The organism is Shewanella sp. 0m-6 (assembly GCF_052977325.1).
In genome coordinates this window covers 154,153-177,189 of the sequence record NZ_JBRIMD010000002.1, presented here as the reverse complement: position 1 = coordinate 177,189, position 23,037 = coordinate 154,153, and the positions used below count along the sequence as shown (strand labels likewise).

General features: G+C 42.7%; 21 protein-coding genes and 1 pseudogene. 9 read left to right on the top strand and 13 right to left on the bottom strand.

Annotated elements, in window-relative coordinates; translation table 11 throughout:
• Positions 1–13: 13 nt before the first annotated feature.
• Together serS and ACVBJC_RS02405 are read left to right on the top strand one after the other, a co-directional pair.
• Entirely contained in the window at positions 14–1,300 is a 1,287-nt protein-coding gene (serS, locus tag ACVBJC_RS02410) for a serine--tRNA ligase (RefSeq protein ID WP_447159219.1), read from the top strand.
• A gap of 259 nt (positions 1,301–1,559) precedes the next feature.
• On the top strand, positions 1,560–2,753 hold the full coding sequence (locus tag ACVBJC_RS02405) for an amino acid aminotransferase (protein WP_447159220.1): 1,194 nt from the start codon (positions 1,560–1,562) through the stop codon (positions 2,751–2,753).
• A 625-nt stretch (positions 2,754–3,378) separates the two neighbouring features.
• Here the strand turns inward: ACVBJC_RS02405 and ACVBJC_RS02400 are convergent.
• On the bottom strand, positions 3,379–3,882 hold the full coding sequence (locus ACVBJC_RS02400; RefSeq protein WP_447159221.1) for an HPP family protein: 504 nt from the start codon (positions 3,880–3,882) through the stop codon (positions 3,379–3,381).
• A 308-nt stretch (positions 3,883–4,190) separates the two neighbouring features.
• Entirely contained in the window at positions 4,191–5,102 is a 912-nt protein-coding gene (gene yvcK, locus ACVBJC_RS02395; protein WP_447159222.1) for a uridine diphosphate-N-acetylglucosamine-binding protein YvcK, read from the bottom strand.
• Between the two features lie 154 nt (positions 5,103–5,256).
• Between yvcK and ACVBJC_RS02390 the strand changes: the two genes are divergently transcribed.
• Both ACVBJC_RS02390 and ACVBJC_RS02385 read left to right on the top strand, forming a co-directional pair.
• Positions 5,257–6,084: a glucosaminidase domain-containing protein gene (locus tag ACVBJC_RS02390; RefSeq protein WP_447159223.1), complete on the top strand. Its 828-nt coding sequence runs from the start codon at positions 5,257–5,259 to the stop codon at positions 6,082–6,084.
• Positions 6,062–6,685, top strand: a complete 624-nt coding sequence (locus tag ACVBJC_RS02385) for a DUF2987 domain-containing protein (protein WP_447159224.1) — start codon at positions 6,062–6,064, stop codon at positions 6,683–6,685. The genes ACVBJC_RS02390 and ACVBJC_RS02385 overlap by 23 nt, the downstream gene beginning before the upstream one ends.
• A gap of 126 nt (positions 6,686–6,811) precedes the next feature.
• On the opposite strand, the gene ttcA is transcribed toward ACVBJC_RS02385, so the two are convergent.
• From ttcA to ccoN, 11 genes and pseudogenes are all read right to left on the bottom strand, one after another.
• Complete coding sequence (gene ttcA, locus ACVBJC_RS02380; RefSeq protein ID WP_447159225.1) at positions 6,812–7,747, bottom strand: tRNA 2-thiocytidine(32) synthetase TtcA; 936 nt, start codon at positions 7,745–7,747, stop codon at positions 6,812–6,814.
• 80 nt (positions 7,748–7,827) lie between these two features.
• Entirely contained in the window at positions 7,828–8,760 is a 933-nt protein-coding gene (gene uspE, locus ACVBJC_RS02375; RefSeq protein ID WP_447159226.1) for a universal stress protein UspE, read from the bottom strand.
• 90 nt (positions 8,761–8,850) lie between these two features.
• Positions 8,851–9,603, bottom strand: a complete 753-nt coding sequence (gene etrA / locus ACVBJC_RS02370; protein ID WP_447159227.1) for an electron transport transcriptional regulator EtrA — start codon at positions 9,601–9,603, stop codon at positions 8,851–8,853.
• Between the two features lie 57 nt (positions 9,604–9,660).
• Entirely contained in the window at positions 9,661–10,353 is a 693-nt protein-coding gene (locus tag ACVBJC_RS02365) for a sulfite exporter TauE/SafE family protein (RefSeq protein WP_447159228.1), read from the bottom strand.
• Between the two features lie 148 nt (positions 10,354–10,501).
• Positions 10,502–10,690: pseudogene (gene ccoS, locus ACVBJC_RS02360) on the bottom strand (cbb3-type cytochrome oxidase assembly protein CcoS); the annotation flags it as partial.
• Positions 10,687–13,071, bottom strand: coding sequence for a heavy metal translocating P-type ATPase (locus tag ACVBJC_RS02355; RefSeq protein ID WP_447159229.1), 2,385 nt, complete (start codon positions 13,069–13,071; stop codon positions 10,687–10,689). The gene ACVBJC_RS02355 and the pseudogene ccoS, both read right to left, overlap by 4 nt.
• Before the next feature lie 70 nt (positions 13,072–13,141).
• Positions 13,142–13,621, bottom strand: coding sequence for a FixH family protein (locus ACVBJC_RS02350; RefSeq protein ID WP_447159230.1), 480 nt, complete (start codon positions 13,619–13,621; stop codon positions 13,142–13,144).
• A gap of 149 nt (positions 13,622–13,770) precedes the next feature.
• The gene (ccoP, locus tag ACVBJC_RS02345; protein WP_447159231.1) at positions 13,771–14,727 is read right to left on the bottom strand and encodes a cytochrome-c oxidase, cbb3-type subunit III; all 957 of its coding nucleotides are present in this window, start codon (positions 14,725–14,727) and stop codon (positions 13,771–13,773) included.
• Positions 14,727–14,903 (bottom strand): cbb3-type cytochrome oxidase subunit 3, encoded by a 177-nt coding sequence (locus ACVBJC_RS02340; protein ID WP_447159232.1) that lies wholly within the window; start codon positions 14,901–14,903, stop codon positions 14,727–14,729. The genes ccoP and ACVBJC_RS02340 overlap by 1 nt, the downstream gene beginning before the upstream one ends.
• A gap of 11 nt (positions 14,904–14,914) precedes the next feature.
• Entirely contained in the window at positions 14,915–15,529 is a 615-nt protein-coding gene (ccoO, locus tag ACVBJC_RS02335) for a cytochrome-c oxidase, cbb3-type subunit II (RefSeq protein ID WP_447159233.1), read from the bottom strand.
• A gap of 12 nt (positions 15,530–15,541) precedes the next feature.
• Positions 15,542–16,978, bottom strand: coding sequence for a cytochrome-c oxidase, cbb3-type subunit I (ccoN, locus tag ACVBJC_RS02330; protein WP_447159234.1), 1,437 nt, complete (start codon positions 16,976–16,978; stop codon positions 15,542–15,544).
• 259 nt (positions 16,979–17,237) lie between these two features.
• Between ccoN and ACVBJC_RS02325 the strand changes: the two genes are divergently transcribed.
• From ACVBJC_RS02325 to ACVBJC_RS02305, 5 genes are all read left to right on the top strand, one after another.
• Positions 17,238–17,702: a hypothetical protein gene (locus tag ACVBJC_RS02325; RefSeq protein WP_447159235.1), complete on the top strand. Its 465-nt coding sequence runs from the start codon at positions 17,238–17,240 to the stop codon at positions 17,700–17,702.
• A 306-nt stretch (positions 17,703–18,008) separates the two neighbouring features.
• Positions 18,009–18,323, top strand: coding sequence for a hypothetical protein (locus ACVBJC_RS02320; protein WP_447159236.1), 315 nt, complete (start codon positions 18,009–18,011; stop codon positions 18,321–18,323).
• Positions 18,324–18,480: 157 nt separating this feature from the next.
• On the top strand, positions 18,481–19,776 hold the full coding sequence (locus ACVBJC_RS02315) for a tyrosine-type recombinase/integrase (RefSeq protein ID WP_447159237.1): 1,296 nt from the start codon (positions 18,481–18,483) through the stop codon (positions 19,774–19,776).
• A 224-nt stretch (positions 19,777–20,000) separates the two neighbouring features.
• Positions 20,001–21,665 carry an amidohydrolase family protein gene (locus tag ACVBJC_RS02310; protein ID WP_447159238.1) on the top strand — a complete coding sequence of 555 codons (1,665 nt, stop codon included), beginning with the start codon at positions 20,001–20,003 and terminating at the stop codon, positions 21,663–21,665.
• 84 nt (positions 21,666–21,749) lie between these two features.
• Positions 21,750–22,763 (top strand): CobW family GTP-binding protein, encoded by a 1,014-nt coding sequence (locus tag ACVBJC_RS02305; protein WP_447159239.1) that lies wholly within the window; start codon positions 21,750–21,752, stop codon positions 22,761–22,763.
• The last annotated feature ends 274 nt before the right edge of the window (positions 22,764–23,037 follow it).

Below are 23,037 nucleotides of genomic sequence, written 5' to 3'. Positions count from 1 at the left end.
AAGATAATAAAATATGTTAGATCCAAAATTTTTACGTAATGAATTAGAAGTGACCGCAGAGCGTTTAGCGACTCGCGGATTTATTTTAGATGTTGAGCGCCTAGGCAAGCTTGAAGACAAGCGTAAGTCACTACAGGTTGCTACCGAAGAATTACAAGCATCACGTAACGCTATCTCTAAATCGATTGGTCAAGCTAAAGCTAAAGGCGAAGATGTTGCACCAATCATGGCTCAAGTGGGTTCACTAGGTGAAGAGCTTGATGCTAAGAAAGTTGAGCTTGCATCTTTACTCGACGAGCTAAACTCTATCGCAATGAGCGTTCCTAACCTACCTGATGAGTCTGCACCTATTGGAGCGGATGAGTCTGAAAATGTTGAAGTTCGCCGTTGGGGCACGCCTAAAGAGTTTGATTTTGACGTTAAAGATCATGTAGAGCTTGGTGAGAATATTGGCGGTTTAGACTTTAAGAATGCCGTTAAGATCACCGGTTCACGCTTTATCGTTATGAAAGGCCAAATCGCTCGCATGCACCGCGCACTAGCACAGTTCATGTTGGATCTGCACACTACTGAACATGGTTATACTGAAGCTTATGTGCCTTTACTGGTGAATGAAGACAGCTTATTGGGTACCGGTCAGCTACCGAAATTTGGTGAAGATCTATTTCACACCAAACCAGCAACAGAAGAAGGTCAGGGCCTAAGCCTTATTCCAACGGCAGAAGTTCCGCTAACTAACTTAGTTCGCGATACCATTGTTGATGAAGAAGAGTTACCGATTAAGCTTACGGCACATACACCTTGCTTCAGAAGTGAAGCGGGTTCATACGGTCGTGATACACGTGGTTTGATCCGTCAGCATCAGTTTGACAAAGTTGAGCTAGTACAACTTGTAAAGCCAGAAGATTCTATGCAGGCATTAGAAGAGCTAACCGCTCACGCTGAAACTGTGCTGCAAAAGTTAGGTCTACCGTACCGTACTGTTGTGCTTTGTACTGGTGACATGGGCTTTGGTTCAAGCAAGACTTTTGATATTGAAGTTTGGTTACCTGCACAGAACACCTTTAGAGAGATCTCATCTTGCAGTAACATGCAAGATTTCCAGGCACGTCGTATGCAGGCTCGCTTTAAGGCTAAAACCGATAAGAAGCCAAGCTTACTTCATACTCTAAACGGTTCAGGCTTAGCAGTAGGTCGTACTTTGGTAGCGGTTATCGAAAACTACCAAAATGCAGATGGTTCTATCACTGTGCCAGAAGTATTACGTGGTTATATGGGCGGCTTAGAAAAGATTGGTTAATACCAAGCGCCATTAACCGTAAAAGCCTTCATTTATTTGAAGGCTTTTTTGTTTGTGGCAATGTACGCACCGTCTTACAGTATTGTGATTAATTCGGAAAAATTTTAAGAAATACGTATATTTACTCCCCTTCGACTGATGAAAGCTAAGCGATAGCGCAAATTTTACTAATAGTCGCAGATCTCGCTTTGTGCTACTTAGCTTCAATGTTATAAATACACGCGAAAACCCTACACTTCTAATATTTAGGAAAGCCGTCATGATATTTTCCCAGGTTGAACTGGCCCCAGCTGATCCCATTTTAGGTCTAACAGATGCATTCAAAGCAGATGCTCGCGAAAACAAAGTGAATTTAGGCGTTGGCATTTATAAAGACGAATCAGGCCAGACACCTATCCTAAAGTCAGTAAAATTTGCAGAAGAAAAGCTATTAGGAACTGAGAAAAGTAAAAGCTACCTCGGTATGGAAGGCGTTCAAGCGTACAACCATGCCGTTCAAGGCTTACTATTTGGTACTGAACATGATGTAGTATCACAGCAACGCGCATTAACGGCGCAGGCACCAGGTGGTACGGGCTCTTTACGCGTTGCGGCAGAATTTCTTGTTCGTCACACGTCATCAAAAACTATCTGGATCAGTAATCCTACATGGGCCAACCATAATAATATTTTTGCTACTGCGGGCCTACAAATTGCTGAGTACCGCTATTACAAGGCTGAAACTCATGGTCTAGATTTCGAGGCTATGCTGACAGATCTTCAGGGCGCTAAGGCTGGCGATCTTGTCTTACTTCACGGCTGCTGTCACAACCCAACGGGTATCGACTTAAACCTTGACCAATGGCAGCAAGTTGCTGATCTGTGTTTAGAGAAGTCGTTAGTTCCGCTTTTTGATTTTGCTTACCAAGGTTTTGGTGCTGGTGTTGAAGAAGATGCTCAAGGTCTTCGTATTGTTGCTAATACGGTTCCTGAGTTAATCGTTGCCAATTCATTTTCAAAAAACTTTGGCCTATATAACGAACGTATTGGCGCAGTAACGGTTGTTGCTTGTAATAGCGGCGAAGCAGTGAACGCATTCAGCCAAATTAAGAGCACTATCCGTGCATCATATTCGAATCCTCCAGCACACGGCGCGCTGATCGTTAGTACTATTTTGGCTGATGACACACTTAAGCAATTATGGCACGACGAACTAAAAGAGATGCGCGAACGTATTGCAGAAATGCGTACGCTGTTTGTAGAGTCATTAAAAGCGGCTGGTGTTGAGCAAAATTTTGATTTTATCTCTCGCCAAAACGGTATGTTCAGCTTTTCAGGTCTTAATAAAGACCAAGTTAATCGCTTAAAAGAAGAGTTTGGCGTTTACATTGTGGGTTCTGGGCGTATTAGTGTTGCAGGCATGACTAAAAACAATATGCCGGTCATCTGTGAAGCTATTGCTAAGGTTCTTTAATCTAGTGATGATACGATTACATCGTTGAAGATAAGATCAGCCTAGTTATCAGAAGCTTAACATGCGCGTCAGTGACACACTACGCGCATTTTTTATGCTTATCTTTTAACAATCAGTATAAAGTTCTCCTCGCTTAGCAAGAGTTTAGTACTTTCAAACCAGGAACATCAATAGCTCCTGTGTTATACCAATCGCATTAAGTATTTAATCAATTCAAAAGCGCTCAAGCTGTTCAATTGAAGGCCTATGGACGACAGAATGGTTATTCCCTTGTGAGTCGGTGCAAAGCATTACTCTAATCTTATAATTTATATCCATATAGTCGTGCATTAATAACATTGGCAGCTTATAAAAGCTTGAAAGCATTAAAACTGGGCTTTAGCAGTGTTATTGGCCTTCCTACTACGGCGTTGAATAACACCTCAAGGGAAATTCTACTTTTTGATTCATTCGTTTAGTTTTAGTTGGTCAAACACACTCTGAATAGAAAGCTTTCTTAATGCAAATTAGTATCAATTGAGGTTTATCAGGCTAATAAACCTCTTGCTGCCGAGCATAAAGTCAATTTAGTTGTTATTGCAAAAGTGGTGATAGTGATATTAAAACGGCACGAGTTAATACTTAATTACTCTTTCTTTTCAAAGTAGGGATAAATATGCCCAGGAATTAACTTATGGTAGAGCACTGCTAATACCACAATTCCTAAGGTGCCAATTAAGATGGGATGCAGTAAAAAAGTCCAACTTGTATGGCCTCCAAGCATAATAAGCAAAGGGTTTCCCCCTGCGGGTGGATGGGTAACATCAAAAAGTAACATGAAAAATAGGCCAAGTCCCACAGCTAAACCAAGTGTTAAAGATGTGATAGGGAGATAGTTCACAAAGATAAGCCCAACCGTTGCAGTAATAATATGGCCCAATATGACATTTTTAGGTTGTGCTAATGGACTGCGGTGCACCCCAAAAATAAGCACCATAGTCGCCCCAAAAGGTGCAATTAAAACATAGGGAGAGTCAATTTCAGTATCAATTGCCGCTAGAGTCCATATACAAAGTGTCGCGCCTATTGCTGAAATAGTCGCTGTAACTAATTTATTATCTTTAATAAGTGAGGTGAGAGATGTTTTCATCGTGACAACTGGCCATTGCTTATCGATATCTGTAACTATTCAGTCTGGCTAGAGGAACCTAATAGGTCAAGTAATGGAACAGTGAAGGGCTGAGTTGCCAAATGCAGATAATAACGTGTGTTGTAATGACGGAATTCAAATATTGTATTACTAAATAGAAACTTACTGACCTGGATTTACGGCCTTTCTAATACGATGTTTAAGTTAATTATATCAAACAATAATCCATCGCATTTTGTTAGCAACCCATAAAAAAGCGCTTGGCTGATCCCTCGTTAATCCATGGTCAACTCTTGAGTGGTTCTTGACTATGTTGTCATTACCTTAAAATCGTGACCAACCATTAAAGACAGTGCATCTGCTAACGCTCGTTTATCGTGTAAACCAATATGGTGTGAACTACGCAGCGGATAATAACTAATATTACCTTCCTGGTAAGCACTGTCAGCGTTGCACAGCACTTGATCGATAATCTTTAGCCCCAATACTTGATGGCACCAATCGATTTTGTGGCTCAAGCTGCAATTAGCAATGGGAGACGGCTCATCGGTGAGATTATCAATTAAAATCACTTCAGCCTTTGATTGTGCGAGTGCATTGGCTATTTTGGGGAGTAATAGTGGTGGCATAATACTCGTTAAAAAACTACCTGGACCTAAAATAATCAGCTCGGCCTCTCGAATGGCTTCACAAGCTTCGCATGTTGCCTGAACTTGTGGATCGAGTGACAAGGCGATGGGAGTATCTTGCATTCTATCAACATCGGTTTCACCAAAAACACTTGTCCCACAGGCTTGTAGTGCCACTAAGTGAGTAGGCTCTTCTGACATGGGGATTAGGCGAGTGTCGATATTAAGAAAGTTACGCACCAAGTTGACAGCGTCTAGCGGCCGTACACAAAGTTCATCCAGTGCCATAAGCATTAAATTGCCAAGGTTGTGACCTGACAACTCATTATCGCCACTAAAGCGATATTCAAACATTAACGAGCCGACAGAAGGGCGCTTGGCAAGTTGAGTTAAACAGTTACGTAAATCTCCCCAAGCAATGCAGTCTTGCTCTGCTCTTAACCGTCCCGTAGAACCACCGTTATCGGTCGTCGTAACAATACCGGTAAGCCTAGGGCCTAAGAATGAAAGTGCAGATAAAACTTGTCCTAAGCCATGCCCGCCACCTATGGCTACCACATGTTTGTATTGATTAAGCCCATTTTGTTTCATTTTTGGGGTCTCCTTCCTGAATACCCAAAGCAATATAAAAGACTGCAGAATTATAACTGAGATAACAAAATTATTCGCGATGTATTCTCAGCTAAAGCTAGCATATAATGGCCGTAATTAAGCAAAGTATTAAGCGTTTGATAAAGGAAAATGAGTGAAAACAGGTAAAGTCGGATTGTTTACCCTAGCATTAGGGCTTGTGATAGCGCTAATTCTACTGGTTAGATTAATATTAGTTCCCGTGAGTGAAGAGCAAACACAATCATTAGGAAAAGCAGTTAAAAACGCAGAAACTGCTAGCTTAGTGCCGGATTTTGCAGCCATCAAAGATGTTAGCGAGAAAAAAAAGGCCTTCTTTGCCTTTCTTAAGCCTTCGATCAAACATCAAAATGCCATCATTCTAGATGAGCGCAACTTTCTTATTGGTATTCGTAATCAAATCGTTAATGACAAAGCGCTTACCGAAGCCGATGAGTTTAGACTGCAGCAGATCTCTGAAAAGTATCAATATACCTTTAGAAGTCTCAATATTGGCAATATAGATACCTTATTAGTTCGTGTTGATGTCATTCCACAAGAGATGGTACTTATTCAAGCTGCGAACGAAACTGGTTGGGGCAGTTCGCGTTTTGCTCGAGAAGGGCTTAACTTCTTCGGTCAATGGTGTTTTAGAAAAGGTTGCGGACTGGTGCCACAATCTAGAACTGAAGGCCTGTCTCATGAAGTCGCACTATTTAAAACAGTTGAAGATTCAGTGGCTTCTTATATGCGTAACTTGAATTCGAATGCTGCTTATTCTTTGTTGCGATCAATTCGTGCAGATTTACGTGCTCAAGACAAAAATCCAGAAGCACAAGACCTTGTTTATGGTTTAATTAATTACTCTGAACGTCAAGAAGCTTATATTGATGAGTTACTTGAAATGTTACGCCAAAACCAACGATTTTTAGTGGATAACAATGAAAAAACAACTGCTGTTTAGCTGTATCTTATTAGGACTTGCATCTGCAAGTCAGGCTGCGCCGATCTCACTTGAGTATCAAAGCTTTTACCAACGCCTTAAGCAAGTTAATAAAGGGAATTACCAATTAGTTGAACTGGCATTTTCTGTATCAAAGGCGAATGGCTGCAAAGTTAACAGTGGCACTATAACGACTGAAAACGATTCTTTTCCGCTGACTATCACTAAAGATCAACGTTTGTTCTTGCCTTATGATGGCCAACTAAAATCTGATCGCGCGCTAATTAATTTAGACGTTGAAGGTGATGCCAAGTCTTGTGCTATTGCCATGCAGGTTAGAGCTAAAAACACAAAAAAAGCCTATAGCCAAGAAGAGCTTAAACAGATTGCAGCAGAGATGAATGCATTGTTGAGTCAGATGCAAGGTTTTCCAATGCGCTTATTTGCATCCGATATAGCGGGTCTAAATCTTGAATTTGATGGTGATGCAAGTTTAATCATTGATGGAAAAGTGATCCCTGTTACGGGGACTTATCGTCTTGTGATGAGTGACTTAGATAAACTGACAACGCTAGAATCTTCAGTAGCACCTAAGGTCATTAGTCCCTGGACCGCGAAGTAATAGGCATGTATATAAGCTAATGAAACTCAGTCATCGAGGGCATCTAGCTGCATCATCTAAGTCATAAGCATACAAAAAGCCCTGCATTGCAGGGCTTTTTGTATGGACTTTTTATGCCAGTATTAACTAATCAGGCGTATAGGTGCTGACCACATCAATACGGGCCGCTTTATCTAAATTGATGTGGCCATTGTTGGCTACATCAACAAAGTCAAAGGCGGGTAGATCAGACTCAGCCACATCACCACGCATAGGTGCATCTGGATCTCGAGTCAATGACAAGAAATCGAACTGCTCTCTATCGACACCTTGAGACGGCGCAGTATTTTGCATCGCAGTGAAGATTGTTTCAATACGGCCTGGATGTTCACTATCCCACTGGACTAACATCTCCTTTACTGCCGCACGCTTTAAGTTTTCTTGTGAACCACAAAGGTTACAAGGAATAATTGGGAAGTTTTTAAGTTCAGCATATTCAGCGATATCTTTTTCACGGCAATAAGCTAATGGGCGGATCACCATATTGGCGCCATCATCTGACAACAACTTTGGTGGCATCGCTTTCATTTTGCCAGCAAAGAACATGTTTAGGAACATGGTTTCAATGATGTCATCTCTGTGATGGCCAAGGGCGATCTTGGTCGCGCCAATTTTCTGTGCAAAGCCATAAAGCGTACCGCGGCGTAGACGAGAGCACAGAGAGCAGGTGGTTTTACCTTCTGGGATCTTATCCTTAACGATAGAGTAAGTGTCTTTTTCCAGAATATGGTAAGCAACGCCTAAAGTATCAAGATACGCTGGTAAAATGTCTTCAGGAAAGCCAGGTTGCTTCTGATCTAAATTAACCGCTACGATTTCGAATTTAATAGGTGCGCGTTGCTGAAGATTCAACAAGATATCAAGCATGGCATAACTATCCTTGCCACCAGATAGGCAACACATAACGCGGTCACCTTCTTCAATCATGTTGTAATCACCAATAGCACGGCCAACTTCACTGCGTAAACGCTTTTGCAATTTTGACATGCGGGTGACTTGTTTTGGAGTTAATTCTTCGGACATAAAAAAACGCGCCTAGTACACAAATGTTCAGGGCGCGTATTATTCCAGCTTAAAGGCTTTTGGTAAAGCTTAGAAAGCGGTTATACCTCTTCTAATGGTGATTTATAACCATCAGGCTTTATCGCAAGTAGATCGCAGTTGATGCTATCAATAACATGCTCTGCAGTATTACCGATTAAGGCTGCTGAAAGTCCAGTTCGGCCAACGGTACCTAATATCACAAGTTCTGCATCTAAAGAGGCTGCCATGTCAGGGATAACATCTTCTGGGAGACCTTCTTTAACGTGGCAAAAATCGGGTGAGATCCCATAAGCATTAGCAAGGTAACTGATGCGTTCCTCATGCTGTAACTTTATGGTTTCACTATAGGTATGAGCATCAAAGTCGGGGAGTTCGATAGCCAAGTTAACAGGGGTGCCAGGATAACCATTAACTAAATGCACTTGAGCGCTAAACTGCTGAGCGAGCTTTTTCGCGTGAGAGATAATCTTACCATTGAGTGATTCGTTAGCATCTTCTTCAGAGCTGACATTAACCGCACAAATAATTTTACCAGCTACAGGCCAATCATGCGTTTTTACAAGTAGCACTGGAATAGGGGCTTTACGCAACAAGTGCCAATCTGTCGGGGTGAAAATGACTGATTTTAACTTGTCATGTTCATGGGTGCCTTTGACAATAAGATCATACTCACCATCAATAGCGTGTTTAATGATGCTTTCGAACGGGCGGTTGTGCCAAATAACATCTAAATTTATGGTTAAACCGTCTTTACGATAGGGTTTAACCACATCTTCAAGCCACGCTTTACGTTGATTAACCACGCCTTCACGCATTGACTCTCGCTCTTGACCTGAAAGAATAGAGGTCATTTCATAAGAAAAGTCAAAAATGGATAAAAATACAGTTATTACGGCTTGATTATCACAAGCAAGTTCAACAGCTCTGGCTAGAGCCGTCTGTTTATCTGTCGTAGGGTCGACAACCACAAGGAGTTTTTTATAGTCCATCATAACTTTTTCCTTATCTAATATCGTCTAGTTTTATCTTGCATCAATAGGATGATTTCGTATTGTTCTAGATCAAGTGATAACCTAAAAGTTCTACCTTGCAATATTACTGTTACCAGATAGTTCGCTCAAGGCATCTATATCAAGTATTGTAATATATTTACCTTTAACTTCAATTAGTTCTGCTTTCTGAAAGCGGCCAAGCAGACGGCTGATGGTTTCAACAGTTAACCCTAGATAGTTACCAATATCACCGCGAGTCATGGTTAATCTAAACTCTCTTGGTGAGAACCCTCGGCTGCCAAAGCGTTTAGCTAAGTTACTTATAAAAGCTGCGAGTCGTTCTTCTGCATTCTTTTTGCTCAGTAATAAAATCATCTCTTGATCGCTTTGAATTTCGTTACTCATTAAGCGCATGATCTGCTGTCTAAGCTTAGGCATTTTACCTGTAAGTTCATCGAGGGTCGTGTAGGGGATTTCACACACCATCGACGTTTCAAGCGCTTGAGCAAAGCTTTGATGAAATTGTGAATGAATTCCGTCAAAACCGATAACGTCACCCGCTAGATGAAAGCCCGTGATCTGTTCATCGCCTTGTTCGGTGATGGTATAACTTTTAATTGTGCCAGAGCGAATAGCAAATAAAGACTTTAATGGATCACCTGATTTAAAAATTGGCTCACCTTTTTGAATCGGCTTCTTGCGCTCAATAATTTCGTCAAGTTGATCTAACTCAGTCGAGTTTAGTGTAAACGGAATACATAGCGTACCCATGCTGCAATCATGACAATGAATCGCACATCCAGAAGCCATTTGGCGACGATTTTTGTTGTTATCTGTTGGCATTGTCTCTCTCAATTTTGACTATTCATCTACTATGTTAAACTAATTTGATATTAGGAGCTAGCGAAGCTGGGCGATAGCAATGTACAAGGTCTGCAATCCGAACCCCACCAAAGCGATCCCGCTGATAATGCGTACGGCTCTTTTCTGTACCCAACGGCTAAATGTACTTGCCGCAATACCTGCACTTAGCAGGGCGGGTAACGTACCTATACCAAAAGCAAACATAATTAAGGCGCCGTCTAGGGCATTTCCTGCTGCAACCGACCAAGTTAACATGCTGTAGACTAAACCACAGGGTAACCATCCCCATAGGCTTCCGGCGATAAATGCATGTCGCTTGTTTTTGATTGGAATAAATTTGTTAGCAATAGGCGAGATGTACTGCCACAGCCATTTTCCGAGGCGTTCTATCTGCACTACACCGGCCCAAATTTGAGCAATGTAGAGGCCGGTGATAATCATCATAAAGCCAGCAAATAGTCTTAGTACCAGCAAATAGGTGTCAACATCAAATAACAAGCCTAATGCACTGGTGCTGGCACCGACTAATGCGCCTGCTATTGTGTAGCTAATTATCCGGCCACTGTTGTAACTTAACAGGTAACCCAACTGTGCAACGAGCTTATTGCCCGTTTGTTGCTTAGGCAGGTTTGCAGATAGTGCGCCAACTAGCCCACCGCACATACCAATGCAATGACCGGCGCCCATGATTCCCACAAGTAATGCGCCAATTAAGCTATAGTCATTCACTTTTAGCGCTCTTTTGTTTAGTAGCCTCTTGTTGAGCTGTATCGGTTTTCGCACTACTTGCTGCTGAGGAGGATTCAGTGCCCTGGGGAGCGGCATTTTCAGCCTGTGAACTAGACGTTTTGAGGTTAGTTGTATTAGCCAGGGGATCAGACAGGTTGCTTGACGTATTGTGCTGGCTAGCATTGTCACTTTGCGCTTTGTCGTCTTCAAAGAGTATCGATACGCTTTGCTTTTCAAGATCATCAAACTGATCAGACTTTACAGCCCAAAAGAAGATCCCAACGGCAACCAAAACAAAAAGCATGGCAATTGGGATTAGGACATAGATAATACTCATAAACGAACCTTAAGTAGTCTTAGGCTATTACTGACAACAATGAGTGAACTGGCGGACATGCCTATTGCTGCAACGTATGGAGCGACGTGACCGGTTACGGCCAACGGAATTATAAACAGGTTGTATCCAAGCGCCCAGAATAAATTCTGTTTGATGATCCGCCCGGTAGATTTGGCCACTTGGACCGCATCGGCAAAGCGTGAAAGGTTATCACCCAACAAGATAATATCTGCACTGTTTTTAGAAATCGCAGCGCCACTGCCCATCGCAATAGATAAGTTCGCGCCAGCAAGTACAGGCGCATCGTTAATACCATCACCAAACATGGCCACTTGCCCTTGCTGCTGAAATTTGTCAATTAATGCCAGCTTACCTTTGGGTGAAAGCCCTTTGTGCACATCATCAATGCCGAGTCTTTTACCTAATGCTGTTACTTCAGTCGAGTTGTCGCCACTTGCAATACTCAGTTTGCAGCCCATCTGTTTAAGTTGTGCCACGGCTTTAGCGGTATCAGGTCTAACTTCATCATTTAACGTGACCTTAGCTTGAATAACGCCATCACAACTTAACCAAACCGTTGTCGCACTCTCTATAGTATCGGTGCCATTAACAAATTGCTGACTGCCCACTTTAAACGCCTGGCCATTTATAACTCCTGACAGACCATTACCAACCACACTCAGTCTTTGTGTCACGCTAATAGACTTATCGATATGAGCTGTAAACGCTTTGGCAATAGGGTGCAAGGAGCCAGATTCTAATGCCGCAATGTAACCAAGTGCTTCGGCCTTTGATATGTCGCCGGTTAGCTCCACATCACTAATCGACAATGAACCTAAGGTAAGGGTACCGGTTTTATCAAAAACAACATGTTGGATTTTAGGCAATTTTTCAAATATACCAGAGCGACGGGTAATGATCCCAAGGCGGGTCATAATCGCTGTACCACAGGTCACAGCGGTTGGCGTTGCTAAAGCAAGGGCGCAAGGGCAGGTTGCTACTAATACCGATAAAGTGACCCAAAAAGCGTCTTCCGGTGAATAGAAATACCAAAACAGATAGGTCAATGTGGCAATCAGTAAAATAGCCGCAGTAAAGTAATTTGAGAACCTGTCGGCGTATAAGGCGACTTTGGGCTTATTGTTAGATGCTATCTCTTGCAGACGAATAATTTCAGCAACTAACTGATCTTGCCCAAGCGCAGTCACTCTAACTAATATTGGCTGCTCAATGTTAATGGTACCGGCAAACACCTCTGACTCAAGCGCTTTATGTAGCGGCATTTGCTCACCCGTTAACATGGCTTCATTTACCGCAGACTCGCCTTCAACAACAACACCGTCAGCAGCAATAACGTCACCCGGCTTAACTAAAATGATATCGCCAATAACCAGCCGTTTAGCGGGTACTTCATCAAAACCTTCGTCAGTTTTTAATTGTGCGGTTAACGGTACAAGCTTATGGAGGTTGCTGGAACTCACTGAGGCTTTTTGACGGGCATTTTGCTCAAAGAAACGGCCTAGCAACAAGAAGAAGGTAAACATGGATACCGACTCAAAGTACACTTCGCCAGTCCCGTTAATGGTTTCAATACAGCTTGCGATATAAGCGCCGCAAATGGCGATACTCACAGAGACGTCCATGTTTAATCTGCCCATCAGCAACGAGCGCACGGCACTAAAGTAAAATGGTTGAGCAGAATAAAAAACAACAGGGGCGGCAAATAACATGCTCACCCAACGAAAGTAGTCTCGGTACTCGGTATCAAGATCGCTAAAATAGCCGGAATAAAGGGCGAGGGCGAACATCATCACCTGCATGGTCGCGAAACCTGCAAGGCCGAGTCTTAATAAAAATTTACGACTGTCTTTCTTACTTTTAGTTTCTTGTTCGTCGACTTGAAACGGCGCTGCTTGATAGCCAATATGGCTAATTTGATTGAGAATTTCGCTGAGTTTGATTTTGTCACTGTCCCACGCGATCAAAGCACGCTGCGTGGTTGAGTTAACTTGAATGTTAGCGATGCCATTAAGCTTATTAATCTTATGTTCAATCAGCCAAGCACAAGCAGCGCAAGTGATCCCATCAACCGTTAACGAGACTTCATTTAACGCATCTCTTTGTTGAATAAAGTCTTGCTGCACTTCTGGTAAGTCATAAGCACTGAAATTTGATAACTCTTCAGGCACCAACGCAGTTTGCTTATTACCAGGCTCTGTACGGAACTTATAGTAATTGGTCAGTCCAGCATCGATAATCGCTTGCGACACTGCTTGGCAACCTGGGCAACACATGAGCTGCTCCACTTCGTTAATGGTGGTTGTGAATTGCTGACCAGTTAAAACGGGTTCGCTACAATGAAAGCAGCTTGTTTGACTCATGGGATGTTATTCTTTTTGTAAGTATTTGAAAAACCCGCTGCAGATGCGAACGGGTTAGGGCATAAACTAATTAGTTTAACCAGTACTGTTGATCATCTTTTAGCGTTACGCGTTGCTGTATACGCCAAGTTTGATCATAACCTTCAATTCTGACGTCCCAAGGGCCTTCAATACTCTGCGTTAAATCAATTCGATATACGCCATTGGCATCAGCGGTGACAATTTGCGAGAAATCTCGTTCTTCAAGAGTCGGGTGATAAAAGCTAATGCTTAAGCCTGCAAGATAGGTATCGCCACCTTGTTGAGAGAGCTCAACGTATTTGTCATCAAACTCTAGCATGTAGTTCATGCCAAGCTGCTTAGCATGCTTTATCTTTCGAAGGTCAATATTAATGCCTTTACCTTCTTTATAGTATTCTTCGGTAACCAATGGGTCTTGGTTGTTAAAAGCAACCCAAAATAAATTGATACTTGCGACCACGGCACATAATGGCAGTATGATAAGAAACCAAGGCCAGAACTGTTTATACCAGGGTTGTGGAGTCGACATTATTTACCGCCTTTACTTATTAGAATAGTTGTTAAATGTTGGGAAAAAAGAACGCATATTTTACCCAAAAAACTGTGATTTAGCACTTAAAAAAAAGGCCTCGTTGGTGACGAGGCCTTATTAGTACACTAGATGTTGCCCTGGTGTAACTACTTGTTTGACAAGCTGTAAACGTAAGCTGTGATTACGTGAACTTTTTCTTCACCTAATACATCTTTCCATGCAGGCATAACACCTGTACGACCGTTCTGAATTGACTGCTCGATAGCGCCACGACTTCCGCCGTAGACCCACGCATTGTCAGTTAGGTTAGGTGCACCCATAAACTTGTTACCGGTGCCGTCCATACCATGACAGGCAAAACAGCCTTTCATAAATGAACCCTGTCCTTGAGCTGCAAGTGCTGCATCGTGCTCACGACCAGATAGGCTTACAACGTATTCAGCTAGACCGGTAATCTCACTGTCTTCAATCGGTAAACCACCTTTTGGCGGCATCATACCGTGACGACCGTTCATGATTGAGGTCTTAATCGTTGCCAGCTCACCACCATATAACCAAGCGTTGTCGGTTAGGTTAGGGAAGCCTTTGCTACCACGCGCGTCACTACCATGACACATTGCACAGTTTTGTAAGAATAGACGTCCACCCACTTTTAGGGCTTCTTCATTCTTAACTAACTCTTCCAATGGCGTATCAGCATATGCCTTGAAGATAGGACCAAACTTTTCGTCTGCGTGCTTAACTTCTTGGTCATACTGCACCCAACGCCCTTCATTTTGAGCGTCAATAACAGCTTGCTTTGACTCTTCAATAGTACGAACGCTTTGGTTAGCACTTGTCCAACCTAATAAGCCTTTGAAACTACCAAGTCCTGGGTACAGTGCCAAATAGATAACACTGAATACGATGGTAATGTAGAACATATAACTCCACCACTTAGGTAGTGGGTTGTTTAGTTCTTCAATACCGTCGAAGCTGTGACCCATTGATTCGCCTTCTTCTACGCCCGTGTCGTTCTTAGAACAAGCACGAAGTAGAACAATACAACCAATGATTACCACAACGGTGAGTACGATAATCCATACACTCCAGAAGTTACTCATCACTTTTGTTCTCCTGAGTCCTTCGATACCGAGATTTTCTCATCATCTGAGAAAACTAGGTTAGCTGCATCGTCGAATTGTTTCTTACGACTAGCGCTATATGCCCAGGCAAATATACCGATGAAGGTCACCATTACAACGATAGTAATAATTCCACGTAATGTGCCGTAATCCATATTTTGCCTCCTTATTTAAGCGCGTGGCCAAGTGATTGCAGATATGCGATCAATGCGTCCAGCTCAGTCTTACCTTTCACAGCGTCTTTAGCGCCAGCAATCTCTTCAGCTGTATACAACTTATGAGTTGGGTGAAAGTTTTGCAGGATTTCCATCTTCTCACCGGTCAAATCACCAGTAAGGATGTTTTCTGCTAACCAAGGGTACGCAGGCATATTTGACTGAGGTACAACAGCGCGAGGATCAATTAAGTGAACCTCATGCCATTTGTCACTGTAACGACCGCCAACACGGGCTAGATCTGGACCTGTACGCTTAGAGCCCCACTGGAATGGGTGATCCCAAACTGACTCGCCAGCTACAGAGTAGTGGCCATAACGTTCAGTTTCTGCGCGAAGAGGACGGATCATCTGGCTGTGACAGCCATAACAGCCCTCACGAACATAGATGTCACGACCTTCAATCTGCATTGCCGTATAAGGGATCTGACCTTCTAATGGCTCAGTTGTATCTTCTTGGAACAGTAGGGGTGTAATCTCAACCAAGCTACCAAAGCTGATTGCGATAACAGTAAAGATCCCTAATAGACCGATGTTTTTCTCAACTAGCTCATGATTAAATTTCATCGTATCTACTCCTTAAGCTGCTTTTGCTTCAGCAATTGCTGGCAAAGAATCTTTAGGGGCCTTAACAGTACGCAGTACGTTGTATGCCATGATGAACATACCTGTAAGGAAGAATACACCACCTAGGAAACGTACAAAGTAGAACGGGTAAGAGGCTTCTAAGCTTTCAACAAAGCTATAAGTCAATGTACCGTCAGAGTTAACTGCGCGCCACATTAGACCCTGCATCACACCAGAGATCCACATTGAAACGATATAAAGAACAGTACCGATTGTTGCCAACCAGAAGTGAACGTTAATTAGGCTTGTGCTGTACATACGGCCGTGGCCAAACAGAACTGGGATCAAGTGATACAAAGAACCGATTGAAACCATAGCAACCCAGCCCAATGCACCAGAGTGAACGTGTCCAACAGTCCAGTCAGTGTAATGAGAAAGTGCGTTAACCGTCTTAATTGCCATCATTGGGCCTTCGAAGGTAGACATACCATAGAAAGACAATGAAACAACAAGGAAACGCAAGATTGGGTCAGTACGAAGTTTGTGCCAGGCACCAGATAAAGTCATGATACCGTTAATCATACCACCCCAAGACGGAGCGAATAGGATTAGAGACATCACCATACCAAGTGACTGTGTCCAGTCTGGAAGCGCTGTATAGTGTAGGTGGTGAGGACCAGCCCAGATATACAAAGCAATCAATGCCCAGAAGTGAACGATAGATAGACGGTACGAGTAAACTGGTCGGCCAGCTTGCTTAGGAACGAAGTAGTACATCATACCTAGGAAGCCTGCAGTTAGCAGGAAGCCCACCGCGTTGTGACCATACCACCACTGGACCATCGCATCTACTGCACCACTATAGAGTGAGTAAGACTTAGTCATCGTTAACGGTACAGCCATAGAGTTAACTATGTGAAGTACTGCTACTGTGATAATAAAGGCACCAAAGAACCAGTTCGCCACATAAATGTGGGACGTTGTTCGTTTAATGATAGTACCGAAGAAAACCACAGCATAGGAAACCCATACGACGGTAATTGCGATATCAATTGGCCATTCTAATTCAGCGTATTCTTTACCACTGGTAATACCAAGCGGCAAACTAATGGCTGCTGAAAGAATGATGGCTTGCCAACCCCAGAACGTAAATGCAGCTAACTTAGGTGCAAATAGTCGAGTTTGACAGGTGCGTTGAACGATATAATAGGATGTGGCGAAAAGGGCTGAAGTGCCAAACGCAAAAATCACGGCATTCGTATGTAGTGGTCGTAGACGACTATACGTTAACCATGACGTTTCGAAGTTTAGCTGCGGCCAGATCAACTGAGCTGCAATTAATACACCTACTGACATACCAACAATTCCCCATAACACGGTAGTTAGGGCAAATTGACGGACGACAGTGTAGTTGTAATCAGCGCCTTGAGGCTGGGAATGGTTCATCATATTGCTTCCACTGCTTATTACTTATACTTATTGTTGTGTAGAGTAAAGCTCTACCCGTATATATGACAAAAACCATGCTACCTAACGGAAACATAGGTTATGTGTCAATGTGTAACCTTACATTTCATGAAGTAACGCAAGGCAAAGCAATGATACTTGAGCTATATCAAAAAAGATAGGAATTACCCCTCCAGATAAGTTGATCTAGATCAAGGTACTCAATAGAATGTTAAAACAAATGATGTAAAGGTTAAATAACGTGCAAGTCACTCACAAATCAACACTATTAAGAATTCTATACAGCCTCATCCCGGTCGCATTTTTACTGGGGTGTGAGCCAAAAAGCCAAGATGTTACACCGTCAACTCCTGTAGATATAAGTCTTTGCAGTTTTAAAACGGGTCCATGCATCAAAACGGTTGCCGATGTTGACATCGAGTTAAGCCTTAACCCTTGGCAGGCGCCGAGTGAGCAGCCTATACAGATGACACTGCATACCTCGAAACCCTTAAGTAATGTTAAGGTTAAATTACAGGGTAGAGACATGTTTATGGGCATTATTCCGGTAAATTTGACCCAAATGGGAGAAAATGACTATAACGCACCACTAATATACGGTTCGTGTAGTAGTGGCTATATGGTTTGGAGTGCAGTAGTCAGTTTTGAGCACAATGGCGTAGAGTCATTTACCACTTTTGACTTTTTGGCCGATAGCCCCGAGTAGGCCTGAACAAGATAATCAGGGTAATTTTTAGTGCACTGCTTATTAAGAGTGCACGGCTTATTGATAGTGTGCTGTTTATTAATAGTGTGCTGTTTATTAATAGTGTGCTGTTTATTCATCGTTTCGGCCTGTTTATTAATAGTAAACACTCAAGCACAGATTAAGCACACCAAGCTTTTGGTTTAGGTTTGGGTTTGGGTTTAGGTTAAACAATGCTCAGTTATCACGCATTCACAAAACAGTTGTTGATTATCATTCTCATGTGGGTATATTGTTTTTAAATGAATCGCATTGGGAGGTTTCATCATGACCACTCCAACCAGACAGTTAAATATCAGTATCTCTGAAGACAAAATAGCTAAGCTTATCCAGCAAGGCGTACTATGCGCCGCAGATTTCAAATGCCTCGATAGCGACACCAAAAAAGCGGTTTGGCAACTTTGTTTATGGAGCTGTGAGAAACGCATTCACTGCGACAAGCAGTGCCAAGACCATTGTAAAAACCAATGCGCTATTGCCGAAAGCCCTGATGTACAAAGCCCTAATGTACAAAAAATTGATGTACTAAGCTCTGATGTACAAAGCTCTGAGCTGATCTTAATGTCGCAAACTGTTACATAAGTTGTGACATAAACTGTGATAGAAACCTTAAGTATGCACACATTGATCGCTTGTTAAGCGATACGCCCATTTAAGCCGGTTAAACCCTAAATAACCATATCGCTTCTTCATCTTACTGATTAAGATAGTGATATACGGATTGTTACTGGCTCTACTTATGCAATTACCCCCGGTTATCCCATTTTTTGATTCCATCGATTTTATTCAACAGGGTAATCCCGTTGTCAATCAACGCATCACTCAACTTAGCTTGAGTTCACTCGATGAAGCAGGGCTCGCCTACGAGTTAGCTACCGATTGGTTGTTTGAGCAAAAGTACAATGAAAACAACTATAAAGCTTATAGAAGCGAACTGACGACATTTTTACATTGGTGTTTTGATGTGATTAAACTGAACGTTAGTGCAATAGGGCGCAAAGAGATCGGACTCTATGTCGACTATTGCAAGCACCCGCCGTTAGACCTTATTGGCTACTTTAATGTCGCCCAATTTAAACAAGATAAAACCAGCGACATAAGAACGCCCAATCCAAGCTGGCTTCCTTTTAGAGGCTGTAAGGTCGATGGCCAGATAAAACCCTATGTCCTCAGTGATAGCGCACTCAAAACAAAGATAGCCATTCTATCTAGCTTTTATAGCTACTTAATGGGTGAGGACTATTGTGAGCGGAATCCTGCGCAGATGTGGCTCAATAAGAGCCGCTTTTCATCTAGCCGAAAATACCGCCTCAACACTGACGACGATAATCAGTTGGCATTTACCGAGTTGCAGTGGTCCTACATTATGTCCACGGTTGAGAAACTGGCCAAAGCACAGCCTGAATTACACCAACGTAGTTTGTTCCTCATTAAACTTATCTACTCCTGTTATCTGCGCGTATCAGAAGTCTCTGCCAGGGCGGGTTACTCACCGGTGATGAGCCAGTTTAAACAAAACCGTCACTCTGGGATCTGGAGTTTTCATATCCCTAAGAGTAAAGGGGGCAAGAGTCGAAGCGTGGCAATATCTAAAGCATTATTAGCTGCGTTAGTGGATTATCGACGTTACCTAAAGCTGTCAGATTATCCCTCTGCTACTGAGCAACATCCATTAATCGTACGTCAAAAAGCCGCTGGGCGAGGGCGCGAAGTTGGCAATGTAAATGCAAACCTCGGAATACGCCATATCCGAGACGAAGTCGATAAGATCATCGAAATAGCGGCGATTAGCATCGAAACAGATGGCTTTATCGAAGATGCCCTACAAATGCGCGGCTTAAGTATCCACAATATTCGTCACACAGGCATTACCCACGACATCAATATTAACGGTCGTCCGTTATCACACGTACAAGCCGATGCCGGACACGAGAGTATCGACACCACCTCGCAATATTTGCACACCACTCAGATAGAGCGTCACGAGAGTGCCCAGAACAAACCGCTAGATTATCTGCAGGGGATTGACACTTAGTGCCTTAATAGAGTCAATATAATAAAACTCTTCCACCATATGATCCGTTTAATCAATATTAAGCGTACTACTTGACGCTCTTATATTTCACATATGAAGGGTTTGACCCTTCATATGTGAGTTCTTATCTTACTTCAATATCATTATTATTTTAATTGTCATCAAGTACCTACTCATGGGCTGTATATTTGCTGACGGTCATTGTGAATTGAAGGAGATTTAAAATGAAAGATAAACGTAACTCAAGTGCAACCGATAATATAGAGATCGATCAGTCTAAGCGCGCCACGCTGACAAAAATGGCTGTAGGAGCTGCTGCCATTCCATTTGCCTCAATATTACATGCGGCCCCAGAAAAGCTGTTGAACCAAGATATTAAACTAATGGCCAATGAAATAGGGCCTTTTGATATTGTCATCAAAAATGGCCGCGTGATTGACCCTGAAACTAAGTTCGATGGGATTCGAAATGTGGGAATTAAAGGTAAACGTATTGCCGCAATTTCTGATAACAAGCTACATGGTAATAAAGTCATTGATGCCACTGGATTAGTGGTAGCACCAGGTTTTATTGACATGCATGCTCATGGTCAACAAGTTCCTGCTGCTCGTGCACAAGCATTCGACGGTGTCACCACAGCATTGGAGATGGAGTCAGGCTTGCTGCCAATTAGTAAGTACTATGATGATTGCGCCAAAGAGGGACGCCCCATTAATTATGGCGCATCGGTAGCATGGACTTATGCCCGTGTAATGGCGAAAGAGAAAGACGTTTCGCCAGCAGATGGCACCATCATTTGGTTCCAAAAAGCGTTTGCCTTAACAAATTGGCAAAATACCTTAGCGACGGATGAGGAATTACAGCAGATTTTATCTTCAGTTGAGCAAGGTCTCAAAGAGGGCGGTTTAGGGATCGGAATTAATGCCGGTTATGCACCAGGCTATGGTCATAAAGAGTATTATCAACTGGCCAAACTTGCTAAAAGCTATGAGGTACCCACTTATACTCATGTGCGATACCTAAATAGTGCTGAGCCAAAATCCAGTTTTGAAGCCTATCAAGAGTTGATTAGTCTGTCCGCGACCACTGGTGCGCACATGCATATCTGTCACTTGAATAGTACGTCTGTGCAGGACATTGAAGATTGTGCCGATCTAATACAATCAGCTGTTGATAACGGTTTAGCTATCACTACCGAGGCCTATCCTTATGGCGCAGGATCGTCGGCAGTTGGCGCAGAAGTGTTCCGCGGTGACGATTGGTTACAGCGTTGGGGCGTGCCAAGTGCCAGTTATATGGAAACTAACGGTAAAGCGTTAACGCAGGAAAAAGTCACCGAGCTGCAAGCGACCGCACCAGGAACCGTTGTAGTGATGCATTTTTTGAAACCTGACGAGAGCAAAGATGATCGCCATAAGATGGATCGTTCAGTGCTATTTCCAGGTGCAGCTATTGCCTCTGATGCAATGCCTTGGCTTAACAGCAAAGGTGAGCTAATTCAAGGTGATATATGGCCACTACCAGCCGATGCATTTGCGCATCCTCGCTCGCTTTGTTGCTATTCAAGGTTCATCAATAAATATGTTAACGAGTATAAAGCTGTATCGCTGGTTGAGGCGATGGAGCGTACTAGTTTAAATGCTTGTCGTATTCTTGAAGATTCAATTCCACAGATGAAAAACAAAGGTCGAGTTCAGGTCGGTAAGGATGCAGATTTAGCCATTTTCAAGTTAGAAGAGGTAAAAGACACAGCCACTTTTACTCACCCTAACATGTTAGCGGCGGGGATGAAGTATCTGTTGGTTAACGGATCACTACTGATAGAGAAAGGTGAACTAAAACTTGATGCGATGCCAGGTGAACCTGTTCGTCGTGATGTATCGGCGTAATTAGCAATAAGAAAGGTTAGGGAGATAAGCCCTAACCTTCATCATTTACAGACACATTTTACCCAAATTTAGAGAGAGCACGTTATGAATAAACAACCAATTCCAGTGACGATATTAGCCGGATTTTTAGGCGCAGGTAAAACCACTCTGTTAAACCATATTCTTACCAACGCAAACGGTATGCGCATGGCGGTTATCGTTAACGATTTTGGCTCTATTAATGTCGATGCCGAGTTGGTTAAATCCCAAAGCGACAACATGATTAGCTTAGAGAATGGCTGCATATGCTGCAATCTTGCTGAAGGTCTGGTTGTATCAGTTATGCGTTTACTGTCGCTTGAGGAGCGCCCCGACCACATCATCGTTGAAACTTCGGGGATTGCCGAGCCTAAAGAAGTTGCGTTGAAGTTTGAAGACCCTGAATTACAAGCCCATGCGCCGCTTAATGCTATCGTTACGACTATTGATGCCGCCAATGTACTTTCTTTGGAAGGACCTATGGCCAACTTGGCTGAGCAGCAAATTCAAGTCGCTGATATTGTATTGGTTAATAAAGTTGATTTGATCGAAAGTGAGCAACTCGAAGTTGTCAAAACCTGGTGTCGCACGCAAGCCCCTTTTGCTAAGTTAGTCGATATTGAATTTGCTAAAGTCGATTTACCGATTCTATTTGATGTACCTGAAAGGCTACCTCAAGCGATTTCTCTGCATGACGACTTTTGTTTACACCAACGTCATGACCACAGCCAATGCAAGCATCATGACCATGAACGCGATAGCCACGCCCACCATCATCATGTAAATCATAGTTTCGACACCTTTAGTTTTGAGACCGATCAGCCCTTGTCTTTGCAAAGTCTGTATCCACTACTTCAGCAGTTTTCAGTCGATGCTTATCGTATGAAAGGCATCTTAAACCTAATTGATCGTCCAGAGCATCGCTGTATTTTCCAATGTACAGGCCAGCGTGCCAATGTCACTGTGGGTGAGCCATGGGATGCCGATGAAAAGCGTTCAACACGTTTAGTTTTTATAGCTCCGATAGGTGGCATGGATGAAATTCAGATGCGCCAAAAATTAGCCCGTTTAGTGAGTTGAATGTAACTCAACCATAGTCTTGTGTACTCAAATTTGCGTGTTAGCAAGCAAAATGTTGCTTCCATGGTACGGCAAAGCTATAACCCAAAATAAGATAAATGAGTTACGTCAAACTAATTTTGATTAAATCGTCGTCATTAATTTAAAGCCAGATGTTAAAAAAGAAGATCTACGCATGATCGAACGCGCATTGCTATTTGTTGGTGCGGATATAGCCTTATATGCCATGTGAGGGTGAACAGTAAGGGCATTAATTGAAGGCATTATGTGCCTT